23 protein-coding genes are annotated in these 24,617 nt (G+C 46.8%); 10 read left to right on the forward strand and 13 right to left on the reverse strand.

The features are described from left to right. Positions 1-99 precede the first annotated feature (99 nt). A complete protein-coding gene (locus MJO57_RS16665) occupies positions 100-408 on the forward strand; it encodes a hypothetical protein (protein WP_252017372.1) in 309 nt (102 codons plus the stop codon). Between the two features lie 20 nt (positions 409-428). Here MJO57_RS16665 and cysB read toward each other — a convergent pair whose 3' ends face one another. Then, positions 429-1,403: an HTH-type transcriptional regulator CysB gene (gene cysB / locus MJO57_RS16670; protein WP_252017373.1), complete on the reverse strand. Its 975-nt coding sequence runs from the start codon at positions 1,401-1,403 to the stop codon at positions 429-431. Positions 1,404-1,616: 213 nt separating this feature from the next. Here cysB and MJO57_RS16675 point away from each other — a divergent pair, with 213 nt between their 5' ends. Together MJO57_RS16675 and MJO57_RS16680 are read left to right on the forward strand one after the other, a co-directional pair. Continuing rightward, the gene (locus MJO57_RS16675) at positions 1,617-2,387 is read left to right on the forward strand and encodes a sulfite exporter TauE/SafE family protein (RefSeq protein WP_252017374.1); all 771 of its coding nucleotides are present in this window, start codon (positions 1,617-1,619) and stop codon (positions 2,385-2,387) included. A 136-nt stretch (positions 2,388-2,523) separates the two neighbouring features. Beyond that, a complete protein-coding gene (locus MJO57_RS16680) occupies positions 2,524-3,594 on the forward strand; it encodes a 3-deoxy-7-phosphoheptulonate synthase (RefSeq protein WP_252017375.1) in 1,071 nt (356 codons plus the stop codon). Between the two features lie 26 nt (positions 3,595-3,620). Here the strand turns inward: MJO57_RS16680 and MJO57_RS16685 are convergent, their stop codons facing one another. From MJO57_RS16685 to nfuA, 3 genes are all read right to left on the reverse strand, one after another. After that, the gene (locus MJO57_RS16685) at positions 3,621-4,016 is read right to left on the reverse strand and encodes a hypothetical protein (RefSeq protein ID WP_252017376.1); all 396 of its coding nucleotides are present in this window, start codon (positions 4,014-4,016) and stop codon (positions 3,621-3,623) included. 155 nt (positions 4,017-4,171) lie between these two features. Continuing rightward, a complete protein-coding gene (gene greB / locus MJO57_RS16690; RefSeq protein WP_252017377.1) occupies positions 4,172-4,660 on the reverse strand; it encodes a transcription elongation factor GreB in 489 nt (162 codons plus the stop codon). A gap of 84 nt (positions 4,661-4,744) precedes the next feature. Further along, entirely contained in the window at positions 4,745-5,326 is a 582-nt protein-coding gene (gene nfuA, locus MJO57_RS16695) for a Fe-S biogenesis protein NfuA (protein WP_252017378.1), read from the reverse strand. Positions 5,327-5,609: 283 nt separating this feature from the next. Between nfuA and MJO57_RS16700 the strand changes: the two genes are divergently transcribed. Both MJO57_RS16700 and MJO57_RS16705 read left to right on the forward strand, forming a co-directional pair. After that, positions 5,610-6,314 (forward strand): hypothetical protein, encoded by a 705-nt coding sequence (locus tag MJO57_RS16700; protein WP_252017379.1) that lies wholly within the window; start codon positions 5,610-5,612, stop codon positions 6,312-6,314. Between the two features lie 339 nt (positions 6,315-6,653). Then, complete coding sequence (locus tag MJO57_RS16705; protein WP_252017380.1) at positions 6,654-7,751, forward strand: hypothetical protein; 1,098 nt, start codon at positions 6,654-6,656, stop codon at positions 7,749-7,751. 7 nt (positions 7,752-7,758) lie between these two features. Here MJO57_RS16705 and cysG read toward each other — a convergent pair whose 3' ends face one another. Next, complete coding sequence (gene cysG / locus MJO57_RS16710; RefSeq protein WP_371924634.1) at positions 7,759-9,021, reverse strand: siroheme synthase CysG; 1,263 nt, start codon at positions 9,019-9,021, stop codon at positions 7,759-7,761. 535 nt (positions 9,022-9,556) lie between these two features. Here cysG and MJO57_RS16715 point away from each other — a divergent pair. After that, on the forward strand, positions 9,557-10,942 hold the full coding sequence (locus MJO57_RS16715) for an MATE family efflux transporter (protein WP_252017381.1): 1,386 nt from the start codon (positions 9,557-9,559) through the stop codon (positions 10,940-10,942). Between the two features lie 214 nt (positions 10,943-11,156). On the opposite strand, the gene MJO57_RS16720 is transcribed toward MJO57_RS16715, so the two are convergent. The 7 genes from MJO57_RS16720 to MJO57_RS16750 all read right to left on the reverse strand — a co-directional run bounded on the left by MJO57_RS16720 (position 11,157) and on the right by MJO57_RS16750 (position 19,987). Next, a complete protein-coding gene (locus tag MJO57_RS16720) occupies positions 11,157-12,518 on the reverse strand; it encodes an ISNCY family transposase (protein ID WP_252017318.1) in 1,362 nt (453 codons plus the stop codon). A gap of 189 nt (positions 12,519-12,707) precedes the next feature. Beyond that, complete coding sequence (gene serS / locus MJO57_RS16725) at positions 12,708-13,997, reverse strand: serine--tRNA ligase (protein WP_252017382.1); 1,290 nt, start codon at positions 13,995-13,997, stop codon at positions 12,708-12,710. Between the two features lie 149 nt (positions 13,998-14,146). Beyond that, on the reverse strand, positions 14,147-14,548 hold the full coding sequence (gene crcB, locus MJO57_RS16730; RefSeq protein ID WP_252017383.1) for a fluoride efflux transporter CrcB: 402 nt from the start codon (positions 14,546-14,548) through the stop codon (positions 14,147-14,149). Between the two features lie 74 nt (positions 14,549-14,622). Continuing rightward, positions 14,623-15,345 carry an F-box protein gene (locus MJO57_RS16735; RefSeq protein ID WP_252017384.1) on the reverse strand — a complete coding sequence of 241 codons (723 nt, stop codon included), beginning with the start codon at positions 15,343-15,345 and terminating at the stop codon, positions 14,623-14,625. Positions 15,346-15,424: 79 nt separating this feature from the next. Next, the gene (locus tag MJO57_RS16740; protein WP_252017385.1) at positions 15,425-16,750 is read right to left on the reverse strand and encodes a replication-associated recombination protein A; all 1,326 of its coding nucleotides are present in this window, start codon (positions 16,748-16,750) and stop codon (positions 15,425-15,427) included. Beyond that, a complete protein-coding gene (gene lolA, locus MJO57_RS16745; RefSeq protein ID WP_252027050.1) occupies positions 16,747-17,520 on the reverse strand; it encodes an outer membrane lipoprotein chaperone LolA in 774 nt (257 codons plus the stop codon). Before lolA ends, MJO57_RS16740 begins: the two co-directional genes overlap by 4 nt. Continuing rightward, positions 17,489-19,987 (reverse strand): DNA translocase FtsK, encoded by a 2,499-nt coding sequence (locus MJO57_RS16750; RefSeq protein WP_256491619.1) that lies wholly within the window; start codon positions 19,985-19,987, stop codon positions 17,489-17,491. The genes lolA and MJO57_RS16750 overlap by 32 nt, the downstream gene beginning before the upstream one ends. A 502-nt stretch (positions 19,988-20,489) precedes the next feature. Here MJO57_RS16750 and MJO57_RS16755 point away from each other — a divergent pair. Continuing rightward, positions 20,490-21,770 carry an RNA ligase family protein gene (locus MJO57_RS16755; RefSeq protein ID WP_252017386.1) on the forward strand — a complete coding sequence of 427 codons (1,281 nt, stop codon included), beginning with the start codon at positions 20,490-20,492 and terminating at the stop codon, positions 21,768-21,770. Between the two features lie 52 nt (positions 21,771-21,822). On the opposite strand, the gene MJO57_RS16760 is transcribed toward MJO57_RS16755, so the two are convergent. After that, positions 21,823-22,881, reverse strand: a complete 1,059-nt coding sequence (locus MJO57_RS16760) for a protein kinase (RefSeq protein ID WP_305881887.1) — start codon at positions 22,879-22,881, stop codon at positions 21,823-21,825. 155 nt (positions 22,882-23,036) lie between these two features. On the opposite strand from MJO57_RS16760, the gene MJO57_RS16765 reads away from it, so the two are divergent. From MJO57_RS16765 to MJO57_RS16775, 3 genes are all read left to right on the forward strand, one after another. After that, entirely contained in the window at positions 23,037-23,597 is a 561-nt protein-coding gene (locus MJO57_RS16765) for a Smr/MutS family protein (RefSeq protein ID WP_252017387.1), read from the forward strand. Positions 23,598-23,847: 250 nt separating this feature from the next. After that, complete coding sequence (locus MJO57_RS16770) at positions 23,848-24,264, forward strand: multidrug efflux SMR transporter (protein WP_252017388.1); 417 nt, start codon at positions 23,848-23,850, stop codon at positions 24,262-24,264. Beyond that, entirely contained in the window at positions 24,243-24,578 is a 336-nt protein-coding gene (locus MJO57_RS16775; protein ID WP_252017389.1) for an SMR family transporter, read from the forward strand. The genes MJO57_RS16770 and MJO57_RS16775 overlap by 22 nt, the downstream gene beginning before the upstream one ends. Positions 24,579-24,617 lie beyond the last annotated feature (39 nt).

Genomic DNA, 24,617 nt, shown 5'->3' on the forward strand with positions numbered 1-24,617 from the left:
CTGCCAGATTTGGCAAAAATATAGCATAGGAACCTATAAATATAAGTATTGATTCTATGATTGACTAAACAGCCGTTGCTACAATGGCAGCCTCGGTCAATGAAAACAATTCTCTTGGGAGTATTGATGATGAAAATCACCATGGTTAAAAAGATAATGGCCGATGGCCATCTCTGTAAAAAATGCCGGGAAGTACAGGAAAGACTGGAAAGCTCAGGGTATATTAATCGGATTGATCAATTTGTCACTGCTATTGATGATGATCCGGGCAGTACAGGTACATTACTGGCAGAGATGTACCAGGTAGATAAGGCACCTTTTTTTATTGTCGAAGAAGGAGGCAGCGAGCCGGTAATTTACACCGTTTATTTCAAGCTTGTGAAGGAAGTGCTGGAAAGGGCGGCTTGAACCAAGCCGCTCAGACATTACTACCGGTTTGGCAGCTGAACATGTGAAAAAAGCTCATCAACCTCCGCCTTGTTATGGCGATGTATAGCTTCCTGAACCACATCTTTGGTCAGGTGAGGGGCAAATTCTTCCATAAAATCGTACATAAATCCACGCAGGAACGTACCACGTCGAAAGCCGATCTTGGTTATGCTTGGCTCAAACAGGTGATCTGCGCTCATCGGAACCAGGTCTGAGTCAAGCTCAGGGTCATAAGCCATTTTGGCAATGATTCCAACACCCAGTCCCAAGCGCACATAGGTTTTGATCACATCGGCATCTGTCGCAGTAAACACCACCCTTGGCGACAGCCCTTCATTCATAAAAGCTTCATCCAGTTTGGAGCGACCGGTAAAGCCGAATACATAAGTTACCATGGCATATCGGGCAATGTCTTTCAGGCTCAATTCAGATACCTGGGTCAACGGGTGATCTTTGGGCACCAATACACAGCGGTTCCAGCGATAGCATGGCATCATCACCAGGTCGTTGAACAACTCCAGTGCTTCCGTTGCGATAGCAAAGTCAACAGAACCGTCTGCCGCCATTTCGGCAATTTGAATGGGGGTTCCCTGGTGCATATGGAGAGCAACATCGGGATACTGATCAATAAACTGCTGAATAATTCCTGGCAAAGCATAACGAGCCTGAGTGTGAGTCGTCGCAATGGAAAGGCTTCCTTTGCGCTCATCACTGAATTCCTGGGCAACCTGCTTGATGGACTCAACCTTTCTCAGAATCTCACCGGCAGTATCAATGATTTTCTCACCGGCCGGGGTAATGCGTGTCAGATGCTTTCCGCTTCGGGCAAAAACTTCAACGCCAAGTTCATCTTCCAAAAGCCGGATTTGTTTACTTATACCGGGCTGAGAAGTGTATAGACTCTGCGCAGTAGCTGATACGTTGAGATCGTGGTGGGCGACCTCCCAGATATAGCGCAGTTGTTGCAGCTTCATTGATGGCCTCCAGTCAGGCAGGTTGTGCTGACAAAAGTGAACAGAGTGAGACAGGATCCGTTAGTTCTATAAGGTATAAAAAAATGACATTAAATTCTTTTCCAGAATACAAGCCAGTCAATATAGTTACCAGCGAATCATCGATTTTTGGTCAATATTTTCAAACATCGCCTTGGCCACTTATAACTTTAGACCATAAATTTCAGGATACTTATGGATTTTCTAACATACATTGCCACCGGTGCCGGCGTTGGATTTGCGGTTGGCCTGACAGGTATTGGCGGTGGTTCGCTGATGACACCACTGCTGTTAATGTTTGGTTTCCCGAGCCATATCGCCATCGGCACGGATCTGATGTATGCAGCCATTACCAAGTCAACCGGAGTCATTGTCCATCACCGTCAGAGAAGTATTGACTGGACACTGGTCAAAATTCTCTGTGCTGGCAGTCTTCCTGCAACAGCCCTGACGATTGTTCTACTCAAGGTTTTTTTTGACAGAAGCGCTGATTATAGCCCGATCCTTACACTATGCCTTGGGATAATGTTAACCCTCACTGCTCTGTCGCTGTTCATGGGTCCTTTTTTGAAAAGAAGACAGCGCTCCGGTGTCTCGATGATTCCACAGGCGTATCAGACGCCTCTGACATTTATGACCGGTATTTTCCTCGGTGTCCTGGTCACGCTTTCATCGGTTGGGGCAGGAGCACTGGGAACTGCAGCCATTGTTCTCCTCTATCCTCTGCTGAAACCTGTCAAGGTAGTGGGGAGCGATCTGGCTCATGCCGTACCACTGACGTTACTGGCAGGCTTTGGCCATATCTGGCTGGGTAATGTTGACTTTATTCTGTTAGGTAGCCTGTTGATGGGCTCTATTCCGGCAATCTATGTGGGAACCCGTGTCGGTATGAAGCTGCCGGATACTTTCATGCGCATCATATTGGCCATTATTCTGCTGGGACTGGGCCTGAAATACCTTTTTTAAACTTTTCCAGGGTTGCAGGCCTGTGTCAGTTTGAATAAAGTGAAAAAACCTCATCAAACCAGTGGAAATTACAGCATCAGCTCTCGCCACTGATCAGGATATGTTAAACGAGTTTTTTATATACGGAATCGTGCAGATGGCTGTTTTACCCATTGAAGACCTCAATATTGAATCTCAGGAAATTCTGCTGAGCCCCGAGCGCCTCAAATCTGAGATTCCGTTGACGGAAGTCGCAGCAAAAACCGTTTCTGAAAGTCGTGGAGTGATCAGGGACATTCTGGATAGCACGGATCATCGTCTGTTTGTGGTAATAGGCCCCTGCTCAATCCATGATGTTGCTGCCGCGAAAGATTATGCCCGTCGGCTGAGAGCACTCAGAGAAGAGCTGAATGACACATTGTATCTGGTGATGCGCGTCTATTTTGAAAAGCCCAGAACCACGGTTGGCTGGAAAGGCCTGATCAACGATCCGCATTTAAACGACTCATTTAAAATTGAAGAAGGTCTTCATATTGGTCGCCGCCTGTTGATGGAGGTTGCCGAAATGGGTATTCCTGCCGCTACGGAAGCACTCGACCCAATCTCCCCACAGTATCTTCAGGACCTGGTTGCCTGGTCTGCCATAGGTGCAAGAACGACTGAGTCACAGACTCACCGCGAAATGGCCAGCGGCCTATCCTCTGCCGTTGGCTTTAAAAATGGCACCGATGGCGGACTGGAAGTGGCGATCAATGCCCTTCAGTCCGTTTCCAGCCCACACCGTTTTCTCGGACTGAATGGTCAGGGACAGGTAGCCGTTACCCATACCAAAGGTAACCCTTATGGCCATGTTGTTTTGCGTGGTGGCAATGGCAAGCCAAACTATGACTCGGTAAGTGTGGCACTGTGTGAGAAAGCACTGAAAAAAGCAGGCATCAGGCCAAACATCATGGTTGATTGCTCTCATGCCAACTCCAATAAAGACCCTGCCCTGCAACCACTGGTGATGGAGAATGTCACTAACCAGATCATTGAAGGCAATAAATCAATTGTCGGTATGATGGTGGAAAGCAATATTGGCTGGGGCAATCAGAAAATGCCTGACAGCCTGGATGACCTGCAGTACGGGGTTTCAATTACCGATGCCTGTATTGACTGGAAAACGACGGAGAAGACGCTTCGCAGCATGAGGGATAAATTGAAAGATGTTCTGCCAGGACGCCGTTAGTCACTCCCTGTAGAACCAATGCCTACTCATATAAACAGTTCGATTTGTTCGGGCTGTTCTTCAATAAGAGCCATCATTTTACGCTCTTCGTCCGCAACAGGCTCAATCACGCCCGGAAGGGATAACTGGTTATCCGGTGGAATATAGATATCCATAGCCTGCTTTTTACCATAAACGACTTTACGCTCGACCGGCATATTGCTGATCCTGCGGTCGAGAATGGCTGAACAGATCATGCAGACACTGGAAAGGTGGCCATTAACCAGCACCTCATAGTGACAATCACTGTTCAGGACTTCGGTACAGAGCGTACGGTCACTTCTTGACTCAATATCCAGATTTGCCTCCACCAAATGGCGTACAGCACTGCCGTCTTCGGTGACAAAAAAATTGGATAAAATGGCCTGTTTATAACGCTTCACAGTTCCGTTGGACTACTGGGTGATTGAATGAGTTTGGGATATCAAAAAGGGCAAAAAGATACACCATTATACCCAAGAGTTATAGTGATATCTTTACCCTTTCGCAAAACAGGGTAGAAATACCATTAATAAAGCTTGAAAAACCATAGCTTTGACTATTCATCGTCTGAAAAAGGTTGATACTGTATTTTGTTGATATACCAGATTCTACGTCCACTCGGTGCATTTACCACGATTTCATCATCCACCTGACGCCCAATCATTGCCTTGGCCATTGGTGAATCAATGGTAATGTGCTTGTTTTTAGTATCAATCTCATCAGCACCCACTATACGGCAATGGAGTATTTCACCCTCTTCACTCTCCAACTCAACCCAGGCACCAAAAAATGCCTTTCCTTCCTGTTCTGCCGAGTAATCAACCACCTTCAGGATTTCCAGCCGCTTGCTGAGATAGCGTATCCTGCGATCAATCTCACGGAGCTGTCGCTTCCCTTCTTTATATTCTGCATTCTCACTCCGGTCCCCGAGGGCAGCTGCCTCGGAAACAGCCTGGGTTACCTCGGGCCGCTTGACTTGCCAAAGATACTGAAGCTCCTGTTCAAGCGTTTCTTTTCCGGCACGGGTAATAAGAGGAGACTTCATAAGGTGAAACTGAATCCAACGGTATCAATAGAAAGAACATCTGTCAGGAAGTGAACGCCACTCCCGTCGTCGAAAAGGTCTGCTTTATTTGTAAAAAGCATTCTCAGTATTACTGTGGTCGGTCACATCACGCACGCCCTTCAATTCTGGAATACGCTCCATGAGCGTTTTTTCAACACCATCCTTGAGGGTCATGTCGACCGCAGCACACCCCTGACAACCACCACCAAACTGAAGAACAGCGATGCCATCATCCAGTTCCACCAGTGATACTACACCACCGTGTGAAGCCAGCCCGGGGTTTACTTCTGTCTGCAGGAAGTAGTTGATTTTCATATCCAAAGGACTGTCGTGATTAACTTTAGGCATCTTGGCGTTAGGCGCCTTGATGGTCAGCTGACCACCCAGCTTGTCTTCAGCAAAATCAACAATGGCTTCTTCAAGAAAAGGTTCGCTGGAACCTTCAACATGGCAGTTAAAATACTCAAGCTCCAGCGTCAGATCACCCTCTTTCTCTTCCCCTGGCTTACAGTATGCAAGGCAGGTTTCCGCATGAGGTGTGCCGGGATTACTGACAAACAGGCGTACACCAATCCCCTCAACCCCTTGCTTTTCTAATAATTGGGCAAGATACTTCTGTGCGGCTTCAGTAAATGTAATGTTCAACGCAACACTTCCTCTATTAATTTCACGGCTATTCTATGCCATTGGAACGCTCCAGAGAATCCCTACCGGATAACTGGGTTATTCAAAACCGTTTCATTTATGGTAACAATCAGCGAAAATAGTTCGCATTTGTAATTCATCGCCCTTTTCCTCGACAAGCAAGAGACCAATAATGAAAGAAACCATCAGCATTCTGGGTTGTGGCTGGCTGGGCATGCCATTAGGCGATCGACTGGTGAAAGATGGCTATCCAGTCAAAGGATCTACCACTCGACAGGCAAAAATGGCAGCGATTTCTGCCGCTGGCATGGAGCCATACAGGATCGGCCTGTCACCAGAACCGGAGGGCGATATCGAGTCGTTTCTTGATACCGATATTCTCTTCATCAACATTCCACCCGGAAAAGGCGATGGGCAACCTCACTTTTACCTTCGCCAGATGAAAGCACTGCTTAAACACATTGATCAGTCCAGAGTGAAAAAAATTATTCTGGTCAGTGCAACTTCTGTTTACCCCCAAAATAATGTTGAAGTAACCGAAGAAGATGCTGCTCGCATCGAGTCCCCATTCTCTGATACCGCATGGCTGGATATTGAAGAGCTGTTCACTCAACACGACGAGCTGAAAACCACGGTGCTTCGTTTTTCTGGCCTTATTGGCGGTGAATATCAACCTGGCCGCTATTTTTCTGGCAAAGAGCTGGGCGGGGCTGACGACCCGGTGAATATGATACACCGTGAAGACTGCCTGCAAATCATCGAGCAGATTATTGCCAAAAACCTGTATGGAGAAGTCTTTAATGCCTCAGCGGATGAGCACCCTACCCGCCGTCAGCTTTACACCCGGTCCTGTGAAATCATGGGCATTGAGCCCCCCATTTTTATTGATAAACCCATGCCCTACCGGCTGGTGAATTGTGATAAATTGAAGAAAGCACTAAATTATCAGTTTGTTTATCCAGATCCATTAATAGCGTTGTCATGTTAGATCAACGTCGAATAATTTATTCGCATGGTATATTCCTTAAGCGGCACGGAATATACCAAAACCCATTTAGATTAGTTTAATGCAATGAACCCTCTGTCCTTTAATCCTAACCCGGAGCCCACCCCTCTTACATCCGGAACCACCCGAACCGACAGTCCAGGTTCATATTTTGGCAGCCACCATGTTCTTCCTTACCCGGGAGATAATGTACCTGCAATAAAAGATGAACCCATGGACACCAGTGAAACTGAATTATGCAGCAACTTGTCGCAACGCAGCATAATACGGTCACAAATACGATCTTTTCTTAATCCCGGGGCGACTGAGCAGGGAGTAAATTTGCTGCTCGATATTTTAGATGATGAATGCCAAACCCTGAGAGGCCATGAAATTGAATGTCTCAGCCAAGAAGATATATCCACTTTTATTTCTGATCGATTTAAGGTGAGATCCAATTATCTACCTCAACAGTTTCATGATCTTGCTTCCAGAAAGATAAATCTGGACTTACGCACAATTTCTTTATTTACGGAATTCAATATCACCACAGAAAAGGCAATTAGAAATTTCATACAAAATGAAAATTGCCCAAAAACAGCGGATACGAATATTTTTTTCCGTGCAGGAAAATACACTTGCGTAAATGATGAAATGGGTCGCAGTAGAAACTCCATTCTGAAAGAGAGATTTTTTGAACCCCAAACCATTAACCAAAAGCGCAAAGTATATGGTATTGGCTTATACAGTACCCCAAGCATCGCTGCAGCCAGTCGCTACCTTCATCAGAGTTATAATAAAGGAAGCCCTGTCACCATACTGGCCATATCCATTAAACGAGATGTAAACATCCTGTCACTAATAAATAACAGTCCATTTTCCTTATTTCTCAATCAACACTATCCAACGTTGAAGCAAGCAATAGTAAAAGACATAAATCAGGACATATGCCATATAGAAAACTGCCTTTATATCATGCCTGCAGTAGATACCCCCTATGGATATACGTTGATTAAATCACCAGAAATAATCAGAAAAATCACCCCTTATGATTACACTATGCTAACAAAGCTACATGTGCCTTTTAGCCGTGATGAAATCAGTAAGTATAAAATGGCACCATCTCCAACTCAGTTACAGTCAGCCAAGGAACAGCCTGAATATATCAAGCATGATTTTATCGAGGTGAATCCCGATTCTGTCAAGTCATATCTGCCGATAAACCGTTATGTCACCAGGCATCATCCGGTAATAAGCAGTGAGTTACGAGGTCACAGTGGTAAAAGACATAATCAGGACGACATCAATGAAAACCACTATAAGTTCTTCACAACCATAGATGGAATCAATTACATCATCAGACCTTCAGCTCGAGCATACGAAAACTGCAGAGATTTCTCTGCACCTGTATTTCATGTCCAATACAAAATTCCAAAATAATAATCAGCTAACACCATCTTAATTTGTCTCTCAGGCGAACCACATCGCCAATGATGATGATTGTCGGAGCCTTTACCTTTTCAGACTCAATAATTTTATTAATCGTAGCCAACGTTCCGGTAAAAACCCGTTGGTTCCGGGTTGTACCCTGTTGAATCAAGGCAATGGGTGTTTGTTCAGCCCTCCCATGATCAATTAACGCCTCGCAGATACGGGAAAGCCCCAGCAATCCCATATAGAATACCAGCGTTTGACCAGGATCCAGCATTTCATTCCAGTTCAACGCATAGCTGCCCCCTTTCAGGTGCCCCGTGACAAAGCGAACAGACTGGGCGTGATCCCGATGGGTCAGGGGAATACCGGCATAACTGGCGCAGCCAGAAGCAGCAGTGATACCTGGCACCACCTGGAAAGGTATACCCTCACTGGCCAGTGTTTCGATCTCCTCGCCACCACGCCCAAAAATAAAGGGGTCACCACCCTTCAAGCGCAGAACTCTCTTGCCCTCCTTGGCCAATTCGACCAACAGTGCATTGATTTCTTCCTGGGGGCGCGCATGTCTATCTCGCTTTTTACCAACATAGATATAATCTGCATCCCGACGACAAAGTGCCAAAACATCTTCAGAGACCAGCCGATCGTGAAGCACAATATCAGCCTGCTGCATTAACCGGAGCGCTTTAAACGTCAGCAGGTCTGGATCACCTGGCCCTCCACCCACCAGATACACTTCACCGGTCTTCTGCTCCGCTGTGTTTTCCAGAGTCTGCTCAATCCAATTCCGGGCACCCTGCAGATCACCCGCCAGTGCTTTTTCTGCAGCGGGACCTGCCAACACGTTCTCCCAGAAGTACCGTCGGTCATTGATCTGATTGAACCTTGCCTTGACCATATCACGGCATTCGCCGGCCAGGGCAGCCAGCTGGCCATATCCCCGGGGCAACAGAGTTTCCAGTTTCTGTCTCAGGAGACGGGCAAGCACCGGAGCCTTTCCACCGGTAGAAAAAGCCACCACCACTGGCGAGCGATCAACAATAGCCGGCATTACGGCATTTCCGACATCCGCATCATCCACCACATTAACGAACAGCTGTCGCTGTTGTGCCGACATTGCCACCTGCCGGTTAACCTCCTGATCATCGGTTGCTGCAATGACCAGACAGACATCGTTCAGATCATGGTTATCAAATACTTTTTCCAACAGTTGGTCATCACTGCTGGCAAGAAACTCACGAATATCTGAAGAGATTTCTCTGGCCACCACTCGCACACCGGCACCGGAAGCTTTGAGAAGCCTGATTTTACGCAGGGCAATTTCACCCCCCCCACAACCAGACAGCGCTGATTACGTACCTGTAGAAATAATGGCAGATAGTCCATGTTCATCTCGTTATTTTTCGGTTAATTCATGCCGTTCTGGCCGTTAGTGCAGATGGCCAAACCTCGAATGCCACGAGTTTACCAACATAAGGTAGAACAAAGACAACAATGTTTTTATATCATATATTCTTTAAGGCTCTTTTCGTATTGCAGACTGCTGATTTCATAAATCAGGCTGGAATCCTCCTGTGGCAGGGCTTGGCAATATTTAGCCAGCAGTTTCCTGAAGGCATTGTATATCAAGGCCTTTGGCCAATTTTCATTGCAGAGCAGTCTGTAACCCGAAAAGAGCCTTCTTTAAAGTTATAAAAAGCATATAAAGAACGAAAATAAGGAAAATTCCGACTTCTATCTTATGCGACTAAAAGAGTACAGTTGATATCAAACATGACGATAAAGCTTTTTCTACTGTTGTTAGTTCCTTTATGACCAGCCAAACTACTGAAAATAAAGCCCCAAACAGGGACTTCCTGCGCAATCTCTGGCAGCTGGCGTTGCCAATTTCCCTGCAATCCATGATGTTTTCAATGCTTGGGTTAATTGACATATTCATGGTGTCTCTGCTGGGGGAAACAGAAGTTGCCGCCGTGGGTATGGGTAACCGGATTTTCTTTTTTAATCTGATTCTGATTGCCGCCCTGGGCAGTGGCATGAGTATTCTGGCCGCGCAGTATATTGGTGCCCGAAATATGGAGGGCGTGCGCAGGACGCTGGTTCAGACCATTATTGCCGCACTGGCTATCACCACACCATTTGCCATTATCTACCTGCTTTTTCCAGAACAGATCATGGGGCTGGTCAGTAATGACCAGACGCTAAAAGCGCTGGGCAGCAGTTATCTGATTATCACGGCTCCCTCCTTCCTCTGCGTGGCGATCACCATCCCGCTGGAAGCACTGCTGAGAACCAATAACGATGCAAAAACCCCAACTCGCATTGGTTTTATCACCATTCTTATGAATGTGCTGTTTAATTATCTGCTTATCTATGGCCACTTTGGCTTTCCGGCGCTGGGAGTGGCAGGATCGGCTTGGGGAACAACCATCTCACGGTTAATTCAGGTTGCCTTACTCGTTTATTACATCTTTGCTGTTCGTCCTGGCCTGATACCAGTTGAAGCTGACCTGTTGCAATGCAACAATCGCCAACACTGGATTAAATATATTGGTATTTGTGTCCCCATGCTGATTCAGGATGGTCTCTGGTCTTTTGGCCTGGTTCTTTACAATCTGATGTTTGCCCAGATGGGGGTTGTTGAGCTGGCGGTGATGAGCGCTATTTCTTCCGTTGAAGGCGTTCTGATTTCCCTGTTTATCGGGTTCGCTATCGCTACCTCGATTATCCTTGGCAAAGAGCTCGGTGCCGGAGAATTTGAGCTTGCCTGGAAACAGAGTCGCTATTTCATGCTGGCCGCCCCGGCAATTGCCCTGCTGATTGGTTTTATTACCCTGATCTTCAATGAGCCGATCGTTAAAATGTTCGGCAAATTTCAAGGTGACACCTTAAAAATGGCCAGTGAAGTGCTCATCATTGCCGGTTTTGCCCTCTGTATCCGGGTCATCAATTTGACGGGAATTATTGGAATTTTGCGCAGTGGCGGTGATGTGAAAGCTACGGTAGCCATCAATGTGATTGGCATGTGGTGTGTGGGTGTTCCTCTGGCCTGGGCAGCAGTGAATATCTGGCATTGGCCATTGTATCTGGTGTTTCTCTGTGCACTGATGGAAGAAGTGACGAAAGCGATTCTGGTGCTTTACCGGGTACTGGCAAGATACTGGTTGAAAAATCTGGCTGTAGACGCCGACGCTTAAAAACCTTAGATAGTTCTCGTCCAAAAACGCATCAGGCAATCATAATTAGATTGTACGTGCGTTTTGATATTTCCTGAAATTCCAGAGAGCCGCAAAAACTCTTCCCTTTTTTTCTCTAATCTGGGACGGATATTGGAGAAAAACGCGAAAAGCAGGCAGAAAACATCCTCCCACCATGCTGGAAAGGTACTTTCATGTAGCGTGGAGGTGGCTATCAGGATGGTGCCGGGTGTCTGGCCAGAATCACCAGGTTGTAACAGACCACCGATAACCAGCAATGAGAATCAAAACGCTCAGAACCCTTGCAGTGGCAACGTGATAGCCCAAAACATCTCTTTAGCCACGAAATTCCCGCTTCAATACCTGCCCGGAAGCGAAAGAGCGTTTTATACACATACTGACTTTTAGTCATCTCTTCGACTTCAAGTCCGCGCTTCTTATTAAAAGCTACATCGCTGATTCCCATGGCCTTGGCTTTTTCCAAATTAGCGCGACACGCGTATCCGCCGTCACCGCTTGTCTGGCGAGGTACACGACCATAAATTTCTTTTTGTCTTTCCATCATCGGAATGAATTGGTCCGAATCCGCTGGGTTACCTTCCTCAATAACCAGGTCCAGGATCAATCGACTTTTTCCCTGAACCAGGTTCAGTTTATGGCCATACTGTACTTGCCGCCTGTCTTTTACGATGATATCCGTATGGGGTTCATACAGGCTAACCACTTTTTCCTGGGCTGGCACCTTTTCACCCTTAAAGACCCTGCGCTCTGTCTGGGAGACTATTGCATCCACCAGGGGTAACAGGTGATCCACATCTGCCTGCCACTTGTCGGCATCATCAGCCAGGAGACACTGCCCCTGCTGACGGGCGTTTGCTAGCGTGACAGTAGCTTCGATAAGTACCTTCCGGGATTTTCGGGTCAACTGCAGCAGTTTTTTATAATGCTGATGCCGCTCTTCTTTGCCAGCGTAGATGCATTTTCTGGCCGCATCTTTTACGGCTCGGTTGTGATGGGTATATTCATAAAGCGGTGTCGCTGTCAGTGTTTGTCCCCGTTCCAGCAGCCGACAAATTTCTTTAACGGAACTGGCTAAAAGATCACTGTCGCAAGGAGGTTTGATATCCGATTCGGTGACTGTGCTGTCAATAGCCACAGTGCGCCCTTTTTCAATACCCTGATCTTTAGCGGTCATTAGCTGACAGTTATTAATCCGTTCCCATGTAGATGCAGTAAGAAGGCTGATGAGCCCATGCAAACTGGAGCGACTGGGGCGCTGGTTTGGTTCGAGGCGACAAAAGTCTCGAAAGAGCATGGAGTCCATCAAAACAAACGACAAGTAGTCATAATCACAATTCAAATACTGTTTCAGGAGTGCCGCACGAAGAACGGATTCTGCTGATAGTCCGTTCCGCCCAGTGTTCTGTTTATCACCAGAACTTAAGTCCTCATAAATCCAGTCATTGAACTGTGGATGGGCGTCAAGCCATTGCGAGATACCGGAAAGCTGGGAGCAGATTTCATGAGGTACGTAATGGAGTTCCATACTACACTGCGGGTTGCGTTTTTTGCGCATTTGGAGTCCTCTGTTTTTGGCAATCCCTTATGTTTCTTGCTCTTGGGAAGTTTAGTCGCCAGATAGCAGTAGGGCTCCACTTAATTTTTCAGGATAAAATCTACAGTTTTCAATTGGTTGTGTTTTTGGACGAGAACTAGATAAGAATAAGTAGAGCTTCCTGTATGGAAGCCCTACTTACCATGAAGATTACTCTATAATCTTCAATCCGCCCATATAAGGCTGGAGCACCAATGGTATATGGATCCGGCCTTCTTCATCCTGGCAGTTCTCCAGCACAGCCACCAGAGTACGACCCACTGCAAGGCCTGAACCATTCAGTGTATGAACCAGCTCCGGCTTGCCTGATTCATTGCGGAAACGCGCCATCATGCGTCGTGCCTGGAAATCAACACAGTTACTCACGGAGGAAATTTCACGGTACTGATTCTGTGCTGGCAGCCAGACTTCAAGATCATAGGTCTTGGCGGCGCCAAAGCCCATATCACCACCACACAGTGCAACTACGCGATAAGGCAGACCCAATTTTTGTAGAATGGCTTCTGCGTGTCCGGTCATCTCTTCCAGGGCATCGTAGGATTTCTCAGGATGGACGATCTGTACCATTTCAACTTTTTCAAACTGATGCTGCCGAATCAGACCCCGGGTATCACGGCCATAACTGCCCGCTTCACTGCGGAAACATGAAGTATGCGCCGTCAGACGGATTGGCAGTTGATCTGCTTCAACAATCTGCTCACGCACCAGATTAGTCAGGGTTACTTCCGCGGTAGGAATCAGGAAAAACTGCTTCTGATCAGTTCCGGTGTCATCATCACAGGCCGTCTTGAACAGATCTTCACCAAATTTTGGCAACTGGCCAGTGCCGTAAAGCGCTTTATCATGAACCAGCAGCGGAGTAATGACTTCTTCATAGCCGTGCTCAGTGGTCTGAACATCCAGCATAAATTGAGCCAGCGCACGGTGCAGGCGGGCAATCTTACCACGCAGCATGGCAAACCGGGAGCCCGAAATATGAGCGGCCGCTTCGAAATCCAGGCCCAGCACTCCGCCCAGATCAACGTGGTCTTTGACGTCAAACTCGAACTTCCGTGGTTCACCCCAGGTACGAACCAGAACGTTATCGTTCTCGTCTTTACCTTCTGGTACGGAGCTATCTGGAAGGTTAGGCACTTCCAGCAGCATGTTGTTCAGTTGATCCTGTAATTCTGCCAGAGCCCGCTCATTCTCCTTAAGCTCGGCATTGACCTGATCCATGCGCTCTTTAAGTGCCGAAACATCACCGCCCTGCGCCTTGATCTTGCCAAAGTCCCTGGAACCCGACTTACGTTCGCTCTGCAGCTGCTCAGTTTTAACCTGAAGCGACTTGCGACGCTCTTCCAGAGAAACCAGACGCTGAACATCCAGTTTATAGTGCTTCTTTAACAGCTGTTCCGCCACAGCCTCAGGAGTGCTGCGAACGATTTTGGGGTCTAGCATATTCCTACCAAATTAACTGATTGGACGACGGTTTTTTTATCCTGACAAGCCACTTCATACGTGTACGATTTTTGTCATAGATAACTTGCTGATCATACACCATGACTCGGAGACATTCGATAAAGATAGTGAGCAGGACGTAATGGCAGTTAGCCGTTCAGGATCACCCGAATACCCTGGTAACCCAGCCAAGTGCCAACCAGGCATAAGATTACGCTGACCAACACATAGGCAATTGCTTCAACCAACCGGTCGGACTGAAAAAGTCGGAAAACATCCAGCGAAAAAGTAGAAAAGGTGGTTAATGCTCCCAGAAAGCCTACTGTGGTGAAATCCCTCCAGACCGGAGGAAGCAGACTTTTTTCTGCCAGACAATACCAGGTAATCCCGATAAGCAACGACCCAATAATGTTTACCGTTATCGTCGGCAGCGGGAACAACTGTTCATTTCCGGATTTTGCATACCACTCATAAATCAGTGAACGTGCCAATGCCCCGAGGGCTCCCCCAGCTGCTACAGAAAGGTAGTTCAGCATATACGGGTATTTCATCAGAGAATCCTTACAGACAAGTGATACTGAATTTGCAAATCATAGTCATGAAATGTTTTTTTACTATATCAAAATCAATAGTATTTTTTTTGAAATCCCAGCAATTCTCTTATGTGAATTGCCAGGTCACAGTTTTTACATACTAACTCATAGGTTTTGATTGCGCCTTCATACGTTCTTCCACAGTACATAGCATGATTATTTTCACCAGGATAGGATGTTGGATTATTATCACCAGCATACCCAATCATCTGATGCTCGTGACTGTATTCTACAAAATGTGATGATAGCCTGGGGTTAAGAGTCAGTACAAAATACAGATCGTTTTCAAGTTGTCCAGTATGTATGGAGAGTGGATCATTCAAGCCGCTGCTTTTGTGTTTAGAAATCTCATACCCGGGAAGTGAGAACTCATTTAAATCAAATCTATGGGAAATTTTTTTGATATTTGGAAGCGTATTCTTTTCAATATCCAATACTCCATTATTCCAATGAAATAGCTGCATACCTTTTGTATAAAGTATTGGATTTTCGAATTCAATATTCTCCATATTTTTGAATTCAACTGTGTATCTTGTTTTTGCTTTATTAATGTCGTATTCGTTAATGGAATGATATGCATGTCTACATGCATGTTTTAATCGTATAACGTCGGGCAAAGGTAATTTAGAAGCGATTTTTTGGATTATTATGACAGGTAAATCATTAAAGGTCGCTTGCTGATTTGATTCGGAATCTATTGATAGTTGAATAGTTCTATCTAACCCGGTTTCTGTTATCGAAGTATTTGTCAACATAGAATAGTCCTTTTTTTCAATTCAGGAGGTTATCTTTTTTAGACGCCCAAGAAATATGATTGGATAATATGATATAAGGCTACCGTTTTTGTGTGCTATCTTCATCAAGACGCCTGAGCCAGGCCAACTTTTCTTTAATCTTAATCTCCAGTCCCCGATCATTCGGTTGGTAATAGTCCGGAACATCCATCTCGTCAGGAAAGTAACGCTCCCCTGCGGCATAGCCATTAGGTTCATCATGAGCATAGCGATAACCATTGCCATAGCCAAGACTTCCCATTAATTGGGTAGGTGCGTTGCGCAGATGATGAGGTACCTCATAGGACGGGCTGTTTTTAACGTCAGCCAATGCCGCTTTCCAAGCTTTGTATACCGCATTACTTTTCGGTGCGCTGGCGCAGTAGACCGTTGCCTGGGCCAGGGCCAAAAGCCCTTCCGGAGCACCCAGCCGCTCAAATGCCTGCCAGGCATTAATGGTGATCTCCAGGGCTCTTGGATCGGCATTGCCAATATCCTCACTGGCAATGGCCACCAGCCGCCGAATCACGTAGAGCGGATCCCCTCCCCCGTCAACAATTCGAGCGGCCCAGTAAAGTGCCGCATTCGGATCAGAGCCCCGCACAGACTTGTGAAACGCTGAAATAGTGTCGTAAAACGCGTCACCGCCTTTATCAAAACGACGACCTGTATCAGCAAGAATGGCCTGAACAGCACCCGAAGTGATAATGCCGTTCTCAGCCAGGTCAGACGCAACCTCAAGCGTATTAAGGGCCTTACGACCATCCCCGTCAGAATAGCGAATCAGAATCTCCCTGGCATTCTGCTCAAGCCGAATGCCCTTACCGCCCAGCCCTCTTTCTTGATTGGTTAACGCTTGGTCCACCAGTTGACCAAGCGCCTCCTCCCCAAGCGACTTCAGCACATAGACCCTGGCCCTGGAGAGCAATGCATTATTCAGTTCAAATGATGGGTTTTCTGTGGTGGCCCCGATAAATATAACGGTGCCATCTTCTATATGAGGGAGGAAAGCATCCTGCTGGGATTTGTTAAAACGATGAACCTCATCAACAAACAGTACGGTTTTTCGCTGATAAAACCGCTGCTCATCCTTTGCCCTTGCCACCGCTTCGCGAATATCTTTAACACCGGAGAGCACGGCAGAAAGAGTTTCGAAATGGGCATCGGTTTTCGTAGCAATGAGTCTGGCCAATGTTGTCTTGCCGACACCCGGGGGGCCCCAGAAAATCATGGAATGGAGCATGCCCTGCTCCAGAGCTTCCCGTAGCGGTTTTCCCCTGGCAAGAATATGTTCCTGCCCCAGGTAGTCATCGAGTCTACCCGGGCGCATTCTCGCCGCCAGGGGTTCATAGCGCGCAGAAGCGGGGGCATCAAAGAGTGTGGTCATACCCCACTCTCATCAATAATATCAAAACCGGCCTTCTCTAATGTCTTCACGTCCGGTTCAAACAACTTACCATCTACCGGTTGATTGAGATCCACCTGGGTAAAGTCAACTCGTCGCTTACCACCAAGAGAGTCCACAATACTGATGGCCGAGATCTCATTTCTGGAAAAATGGATTTCCAGCATTTCAAAAAGATCCGATGCTTTATGAGGTCGCAAGGTATAAACCACCTCAGGGCCATAGTTCATGCGAGTCACAGCGTACTCTGTCAGAAACTCACTGGCATCACCGCTGAGCAGCTGGACGGCAGTCGGTCCTGACTGATTGTTCTGCTTTTTAATCACCACCTGCTTAAAGTCAGGGTCAAGCATCCAGAGTTTGCCACCTTTGGCAATGATCTCCTGATTAAACGGTGAAGTGATATTCCAGCGGAACTGGTTGGGCCGCTTCAGTTGCATACTCCCTTTCTCAACTTTGGGCCGACCACTTTTATCAATCGTACTTTGAGAGAAATTGGCACTGACCGTATTCATGGCCTGCAGCTTTTTAGCCAGCTCACCAACGGCGTTCATGTCATGTTTCATATTGGCAGGGGTAGTGCTTTCAGCCCCGGCCAGCAAGGGGGATTGAACTGGTTTGTGTTGAGCAGACCAGGTCGGCATACTCATAGCAAAAACCATAGGTAAAACAGTAAATAACCGCGTTGTCTTGATCATATAAATGAACTTATCCGGATAATTAATGCCTGGGCGGTGGTGGAGCGATGACATCACGATTGCCGTTACTCAATGCCGGGCTGACGACACCTGCCGCCTCCATGGCTTCAATCATTCGAGCAGCCCGGTTATACCCCACTTTCAGCTGTCTCTGCACCGAAGAAATGGACGCCCTGCGTGACTCGGTGACAAAGGCAACGGCTTCATCATAAAGCGGGTCCTGTTCACTGTTATCCAGTCCGCCAGAGAAGGCACTGCCTTCAGAACTTTCGCTGATACCATTGAGAATCTCTTCCACAAAATCTGGAGCACCGCGCTGCTGCCAGTCTGCAACCACCCGGTGTACTTCATCATCAGCAACAAAAGCCCCATGAATACGAACAGGAACACTGGTCCCCGGGGGCAGATAGAGCATGTCGCCATGACCCAGTAACTGTTCAGCCCCTCCCTGGTCGATAATGGTTCGGGAGTCAATTTTACTGGATACCTGAAAACTGATGCGTGTGGGAACATTGGCCTTAATCAGACCGGTAATAACATCCACCGATGGACGCTGTGTGGCCAGAATCAGATGAATACCGGCTGCCCGGGCCTTTTGTGCAATACGGGCAATCAGTTCTTCAACCTTTTTACCGACAATCATCATCATGTCGGCAAATTCATCAACGACGACAACGATAAAGGGCAGTGTCTCTAACTCTGGTGGCTTGTCTTCAGAGATAAAAGGTTCTGAAGAAACGGGCTGATAAAAGGGATCATACAACGGCTCACCCTTTTCCATGGCATCTCTCACCTTCCGGTTATAACCGGCAATGTTGCGTACGCCCATGTGCGCCATCAGCCTGTAACGACGTTCCATTTCCGCAACACACCAGCGCAGGGCGTTGGCCGCTTCTTTCATGTCCGTCACTACCGGTGCCAGAAGATGCGGAATACCATCATAGATCGACAACTCCAGCATTTTCGGGTCAATCATGATCAATCGCACATCTTCCGGGCTGGACTTAAACAGCATGGACAAAATCATGGCATTGATACCAACAGACTTACCAGAGCCCGTGGTACCGGCAACCAGAAGGTGGGGCATTTTGGCCAGATCAACAATCACGGGCTGACCGGAAATATCATGCCCCAGCGCAAGGCTGATCGAAGATTGTGCTTCATCAAACGCTCTGGACGAGATAATTTCGCTGAAGAAAACGGTTTGACGGTCATCATTCGGAATCTCAATACCCATCACCGACTTTCCGGGAATCACCTCCACCACCCGAACACTGACCACGGCCAGAGACCGTGCCAGGTCACTGGCCAGATTGGTAATTTTACTGGCCTTGGTGCCGGGTGCCGGTTGAATCTCAAAACGGGTAATGACCGGCCCGGGATGAACGGCAACGACCTCGACATCAACGTTGAAGTCTTTCAACTTCAGTTCCAGCAACCGGGACATTTCGTCCAATGACTCTTGACTCATGGCCTTACCGGAGTGTCGGGCGTCATCGAGCAACGAAGCAGTTGGTAAACTTCCACGCAGCGTATTTTCAACCTGTGGAAACGGCTTTTCCCTCGCTGGAGGAGGAATGATGACCGGAGCCTCGGGCCTATCGACTGTCTTCTCTGCCACCAGTAGTGAAGCGGGAGGCGCATGCGTCTCCTGAGGCTTTAACGCAGGTTCCTGCTTATTAACCGGCGGTACATTACTTTTCTCAGGCTGCTTTTGCTTTCTGGCTTCTAACTTCTTTTTCAACACAAAATAAAGCGCGATCAACTGCTCTTTGCAGTACACGGCAAGACGGAGACTCCAATAGCCGACACTATCCATCAGACGAAACCAGGAAAGATCGGTATAAAACGTCATGCCCAGAAGAAACAAAGCCATCAGCAGCAGTGTACTGCCTGTCACATTGAAAGCTGGCAGGAACTGCTGAATCAGCAACTCGCCAATAATACCGCCGCTGGACGAGGGAAACAGCTCACTTAACGCATGATAGTGAAGTGAAGCCAGAGCTGCGCCGGAAGCAATGGTCAGAATAACGCCCACACTGCGAATCAACAGCAACCAGGCGTTCCATTCGTTCGGTTCATGTCGGCAGCGAAAAACCTTAATCGCCTTGACCACCAGAATAACCGGCACCATCCAGGCCAGAAACCCAAACAGAGTCAGCAGCAAATCGGCAGACCATGCCCCGATTCTGCCAGCACTGTTGGCAATATCTTTAACCGAGCCAACATGAGACCAGCCGGGATCAACCTTGGTGTAACTGGCCAGCGCCAACGCCAGAAAAGCGGCCAGTACCAACCAACCAAACATAATGCCTTCACGCACTCGTGATGCGAGAATGTCTGTCACTGCTGCGCCCTGGTTTGAATGTTTGCGCCGTCGTGTGGAAGCAGACTCTTCTGACAGCCCTTTCATGGGCTGAGGGTCTTTGTCTGACTGAAGGCTCTTGCCTGGCTGATGCCCCTCATCGAGCCAAGGGCTCTCATCCGACTGATGACTCTTTTTACTGACCGACTCTGCCATTCGGCTCCCTGAAATCCCTGACTATAAACACAGTAGTTTAACCTGAGAAGATAACACGAGCGCTGATTCGCGAACAATCCTGCCGGGATTATTTGCAGGTTAAATGCAATTTCACAGGACGGCACTTCTCGTCGAGAGGCTACCCTGCTGTGGCAGAATAGTTGGTTTGAATAAGCAAATGATTCAAGCATATCTGTGAAGTCAAGCATTCATTATCAATCACTCCTTACTGGATGGTTGCCAACAACCTGCTACTCTACCTTGGGTTACGTAGCTTCCGGGCTGCGTCTCAATAACAAATGAAAGGTAATTTAATAAGGCTCTTGTAGGATTTCAGACTGCTACTGGGTTGAACATTGCTGAAGCCCTTTATCTACAAAGGTTGTCAGCATATTGTCCGGTAATGTTGCCCAATCCTTGTTTTTCGTGACCTACAGTCAGTTTTCACTGTAGAGCAGTTCGTAATCAAAATAGAGCCTTTAATAATTACAGGAGCGAACCTGTGGAGCACCAGATACAATCAACATTATCAGCAAATACTCCGCCAGTCTCTGCTTCGTCCACCAATCAGGATGACGCAGGTAAGTCCTGTGCAGAGCTTACCGCCCAATTTTCCGGTTTAGCGGTTAAACCGGTTGCACTATCTTCTGTCGGCAACGGCTATTTGGCAGCAAACGAGCCCGGCGGCTTTCCTGAAGGCTCTGACATCAATGCTAAGGATCTGGAAAAAAGAGAGATAAAAGCGGAGTTTAAACCTTTTCCATCCATAGAAGACTGCAAAAACCAATCATACATCGATGAAATATTCGCACGTGAACCCGGGTTGAGCGAAGCCCTGTATGTCGTTTCAGAAAAGCTGGATGGTGCTAACTTCAACGTTATGATCAGCGCTGATAGCATTCGGTATTTTTCAAGAAACCAAGAGGTCAGGGCGGAAAAACCTTTCTTCGATGCCCCTATGACGTTTAAAAAATATCTGGGTGACTTTAAAAAAATTCAGTCTGCACTCAAGGCTATAGGATGTGAGTCACTCACATTAAGAGGAGAGTATTTTGGCTCAGACATCAATCGACGGATTAGTTATGGTGAGAAAAAATTTTCACCCTTCATTATTGAAATGGATGGCAAACCACAAACACACCAGCGATTTCTTGGCTTTATGAAAGACATGGAATTTGACTTATTAGAACCTGTGCCGCTTCTGCGTTCCGATTTGTCGTTTACGGAAGCGTTGGCATTTGATCCGGAAAACATAGTTACCCGCGCCAGCACGAACACGGAAGCCCCTGCCTCACAAGCTGCAGCTGCAGCACCACCGACCGTCCATGACTTTATTGAAGGCATTGTTATTCAGCCTTGTGATTTTTTAATAAAAGGAGGTAGCCGTCCGTTTTTATTGAAAAAAAGGGCAGAACAATATCTGGAAATAGAGAAAAAAGGTGATCGAATAGGCAAGTTTAATCTCAAGATTGCTAAACCAAATAAATCAGATAGAAAAACAGATAATTATTCTTTCCCCGGTTTTATCGAATATGTGACAGAGAATCGGATGATCAATGTCATCTCCAAACTGGGCGAATTATCTTCACAGGGAAAACTGGGCTTTTATATCAAAGAAATGATTCAAGACGCCAAAACAGATTATTGCAAAGATAATCCTGAGGCCACAATGGAAGACCGGCTACCCCCCGAAGTAAATCAAGTGGCAAGGAATAAAATAGTTGACATACTGAAGAGTAGATACCCTGAGTTTTTCCAAAAGAAAGGTGGTAAATCAAAGTAAACAAGGTAAGGGTGATGCATATTGCCTATCACCCATACTCCACTCAATGCTATCATTCATGAGCATTAAACTTAAAATCAGGGTAATCGCCAACCCTGCCCTTCCATCCTTTTTGAAGCTGATTCAACTTCTCCAGGTCTTTCTGGAAGTAGTCTTTAAGAAGCAATTCATTAGCTGATGGCCTGTCGTCCGGATTGGCCGCCAGCATTGATTTGAGCAACATTGCGGTGTCTTTTGAAATGCGTTCTGAGGCTGAAGCCTTATCAATTCTCGCGAAAATCTCTGTGACATTCCTGGGACCAAACCTGAAAAAACCCATGATGACACTCTTCCCCAATATCATTTCAGTCATCGTTGCACCCAGCATCCAGATGTCACTTTTTTCTGTATAGCTGCCTTTTCTGAGCCTGGATGTTTCCGGAGGCTGATATCGTAAATCACCGTTAAAGCGAGTTGCTTCATCAACTCCCACTGCACAACCGAAATCGCCGACTCTGACCTGCCCGGTGTAGGTAATCATTATATTTGAAGGCTTTATATCCCTGTGTACAATTTTTTTCTCATGCATATACCTCAAGCCTTCCAGGCTCTGAAAGATAACACTCTTAAATAAGAGTCTCTCATCATTTATCTCATTGATTCCCTTAAAGCCCTCATTCCGTTTAAAAATACGGACCAGATGGTTCATTCTTTTGTAAACTCCAACGCGTCCATTTTTTCGGTATACCAAACGACCGATATCGAGACCAGCATCCTCCATGGCTATATAATGATATTTATCATCACTCCACTGCTCTTCTATGGAAACACAGTGATCAGAGCCACTCAACGTTTCCAGAATCTTTACTTCCTGATCAGAGTAGTTTTTTTTAGCAATTTTTTTAACAATGTTAATTCGCCCTTCCCCGTCAGGTATATACTGACTGACGGTTCCCCAATAACCATGCCCCAGCTTTTTAAACTCTATGCCACGGCCCTGCCGAATCACTTGCTCACGTCTATGTATAGCTGCTTTTCTGCCTCGCCACTTATTTACAATCCCTTCAACAGTGGCAGAAAACCAGGCTTGCACTTGCGCCCTTTTACCTATTTTCATATTAATCCAATCCATGGTTCTTTATGAGCATTGCTCTCTAATCCTTGGAGCGGCAATTTGGGTTATTTTTTTAATAATACCCCTATGACTATATTTTCATAACTGTACAATAGATAACTCTGCTATCCACCATAACCTTAATGCCAGTCTCGAGTTAAATAGCCTTCTTTATGTCCGAGAGAGATGATGAACAAAGCTTCCGGGAAGCGATGCAAGACGTACGACCATTGATTGGCAAAAAAGGCAACAAGGCTCATTCTGGTAATGGGCGCAAACCCAATGCTGATATCCCGGAAAGCACCTTAAGAGCACGCCGAAAGGCTGCCGAACTGGAAAAGCCGCCAGCCGGAGCCGCACTCTCTGAAGCATGGATTGAGCCTGTCGATCCTGAACAGTTTATTGAGTTCTCACGCCCCGGAATCCAGACAACAAGACTCAGACAATTGCGTCAGGGGATGATACCGGTTCAGTTTCAAGTGGATCTGCATGGCTATAAGGTTAGTGAAGCCAGGGAGTTAATCCATGAATTCATCCAGACCTCCCGCTACCGAGGAATGAGCTGTGTGCGCATTATCCATGGTAAATCTCACCGTAACAAAGAGCGACAATCGACGCTAAAAAGCCACACCAATCACTGGTTAAAGCAGATGCCTGATGTTCTGGCATTTTGTTCTGCACCGCCTTCAGAAGGTGGAACGGGTTCAGTACTGGTGTTGTTAAAAAGAAAATAAAGCAGACCATAAGAACAAATGCCGCTTACCGTCCGATGACAGGCATGATATTATTCATGACTATCCGCTCTATGATCTCGGTCAAAAATGCGCTGTATTTCACCCTGTCGTTACAAAACTGTCTGCCACTATCTGGCTGAGTGCTACTGGCGCACTGGCCTCTAGCTCCCCTTGCCTGTCTTTTGCTGGAAAAAAGAACACTACCAGTTTGAATTTTATTCAATTTAATTGCTTGATCGGGGGAATTCCTATGTATTACTGGTTCATGCTGTTTCTGGCCATCATCACCGAGGTGGCCAGTACATCCTTTATGAAAATGGCATCAGGGAGCAACCCAGTGGTGGGCTATACACTGATGGCTATTTTGATTTCCATTTCCTACTTTTTCCTGTCCCAGGCGGTTCGAAAAATCCCCCTGGCAATTGCTTACACCATGTGGGAAGGACTCGGTCTCCTGCTGATCAGCCTGATGTCCTGGTATTTCTTTGATGAGACGTTCTCAGCCAACAAGCTGATTGCCATGGCGTCACTGATGACCGGCATGGTTCTGATGAACCTGGGTGAGAAACTGTCGGAAAAGCAAGAACAGGAAAAGCAAGAACAGGATAAGAAAGTGCAACGAATCAATGAGAAGGAGCTGCAACCATGTCAGACCATCTGCAACTGATTGCCATTTTCTGGGTCGTTGCCGCTTCCAGCTGCGATATTATTGGCAATGTACTGACCAAGCTCTCCAATGGCTTTACCCGCAAGCGGTTCGCCCTGTTGGTGATGGTCGTTCAGATTGCGGCCTTTGTTTTTCTGTCCTTTGCACTGGAGAGCCTTGACCTCAGTGTTGCCTATGCACTGTGGGGAGCACTCGGCATTATTGCCACTTCAGTTATTGGCAGAATAATGTTTGGGGAAAGTCTGCACCCGGTCAAGGTGCTGGGTATAGCGATTACATTGGTTGCGATTATTTTTCTTAAACTATCCATCTGACCCGGGCTAACTATTACTGGCTCGCCAGACGAGCCAGTA

This window comes from Endozoicomonas sp. SCSIO W0465, from assembly GCF_023716865.1.
Classification (GTDB): Bacteria; Pseudomonadota; Gammaproteobacteria; order Pseudomonadales; family Endozoicomonadaceae; genus Endozoicomonas.

Coding starts and splice junctions, on each gene's coding strand:
- MJO57_RS16665 (WP_252017372.1), top strand. CDS start 100: ATGAAAACAATTCTCTTGGGAGTATTGATGATGAAAATCACCATGGTT.
- cysB (WP_252017373.1), bottom strand. CDS start 1,403: ATGAAGCTGCAACAACTGCGCTATATCTGGGAGGTCGCCCACCACGAT.
- MJO57_RS16675 (WP_252017374.1), top strand. CDS start 1,617: ATGGATTTTCTAACATACATTGCCACCGGTGCCGGCGTTGGATTTGCG.
- MJO57_RS16680 (WP_252017375.1), top strand. CDS start 2,524: ATGGCTGTTTTACCCATTGAAGACCTCAATATTGAATCTCAGGAAATT.
- greB (WP_252017377.1), bottom strand. CDS start 4,660: ATGAAGTCTCCTCTTATTACCCGTGCCGGAAAAGAAACGCTTGAACAG.
- MJO57_RS16700 (WP_252017379.1), top strand. CDS start 5,610: ATGGCAGCGATTTCTGCCGCTGGCATGGAGCCATACAGGATCGGCCTG.
- MJO57_RS16715 (WP_252017381.1), top strand. CDS start 9,557: ATGACCAGCCAAACTACTGAAAATAAAGCCCCAAACAGGGACTTCCTG.
- MJO57_RS16720 (WP_252017318.1), bottom strand. CDS start 12,518: ATGCGCAAAAAACGCAACCCGCAGTGTAGTATGGAACTCCATTACGTA.
- serS (WP_252017382.1), bottom strand. CDS start 13,997: ATGCTAGACCCCAAAATCGTTCGCAGCACTCCTGAGGCTGTGGCGGAA.
- crcB (WP_252017383.1), bottom strand. CDS start 14,548: ATGAAATACCCGTATATGCTGAACTACCTTTCTGTAGCAGCTGGGGGA.
- MJO57_RS16735 (WP_252017384.1), bottom strand. CDS start 15,345: ATGTTGACAAATACTTCGATAACAGAAACCGGGTTAGATAGAACTATT.
- MJO57_RS16740 (WP_252017385.1), bottom strand. CDS start 16,750: ATGACCACACTCTTTGATGCCCCCGCTTCTGCGCGCTATGAACCCCTG.
- lolA (WP_252027050.1), bottom strand. CDS start 17,520: ATGTCATCGCTCCACCACCGCCCAGGCATTAATTATCCGGATAAGTTC.
- MJO57_RS16750 (WP_256491619.1), bottom strand. CDS start 19,987: ATGGCAGAGTCGGTCAGTAAAAAGAGTCATCAGTCGGATGAGAGCCCT.
- MJO57_RS16760 (WP_305881887.1), bottom strand. CDS start 22,881: ATGGATTGGATTAATATGAAAATAGGTAAAAGGGCGCAAGTGCAAGCC.
- MJO57_RS16765 (WP_252017387.1), top strand. CDS start 23,037: ATGTCCGAGAGAGATGATGAACAAAGCTTCCGGGAAGCGATGCAAGAC.
- MJO57_RS16770 (WP_252017388.1), top strand. CDS start 23,848: ATGTATTACTGGTTCATGCTGTTTCTGGCCATCATCACCGAGGTGGCC.
- MJO57_RS16775 (WP_252017389.1), top strand. CDS start 24,243: ATGTCAGACCATCTGCAACTGATTGCCATTTTCTGGGTCGTTGCCGCT.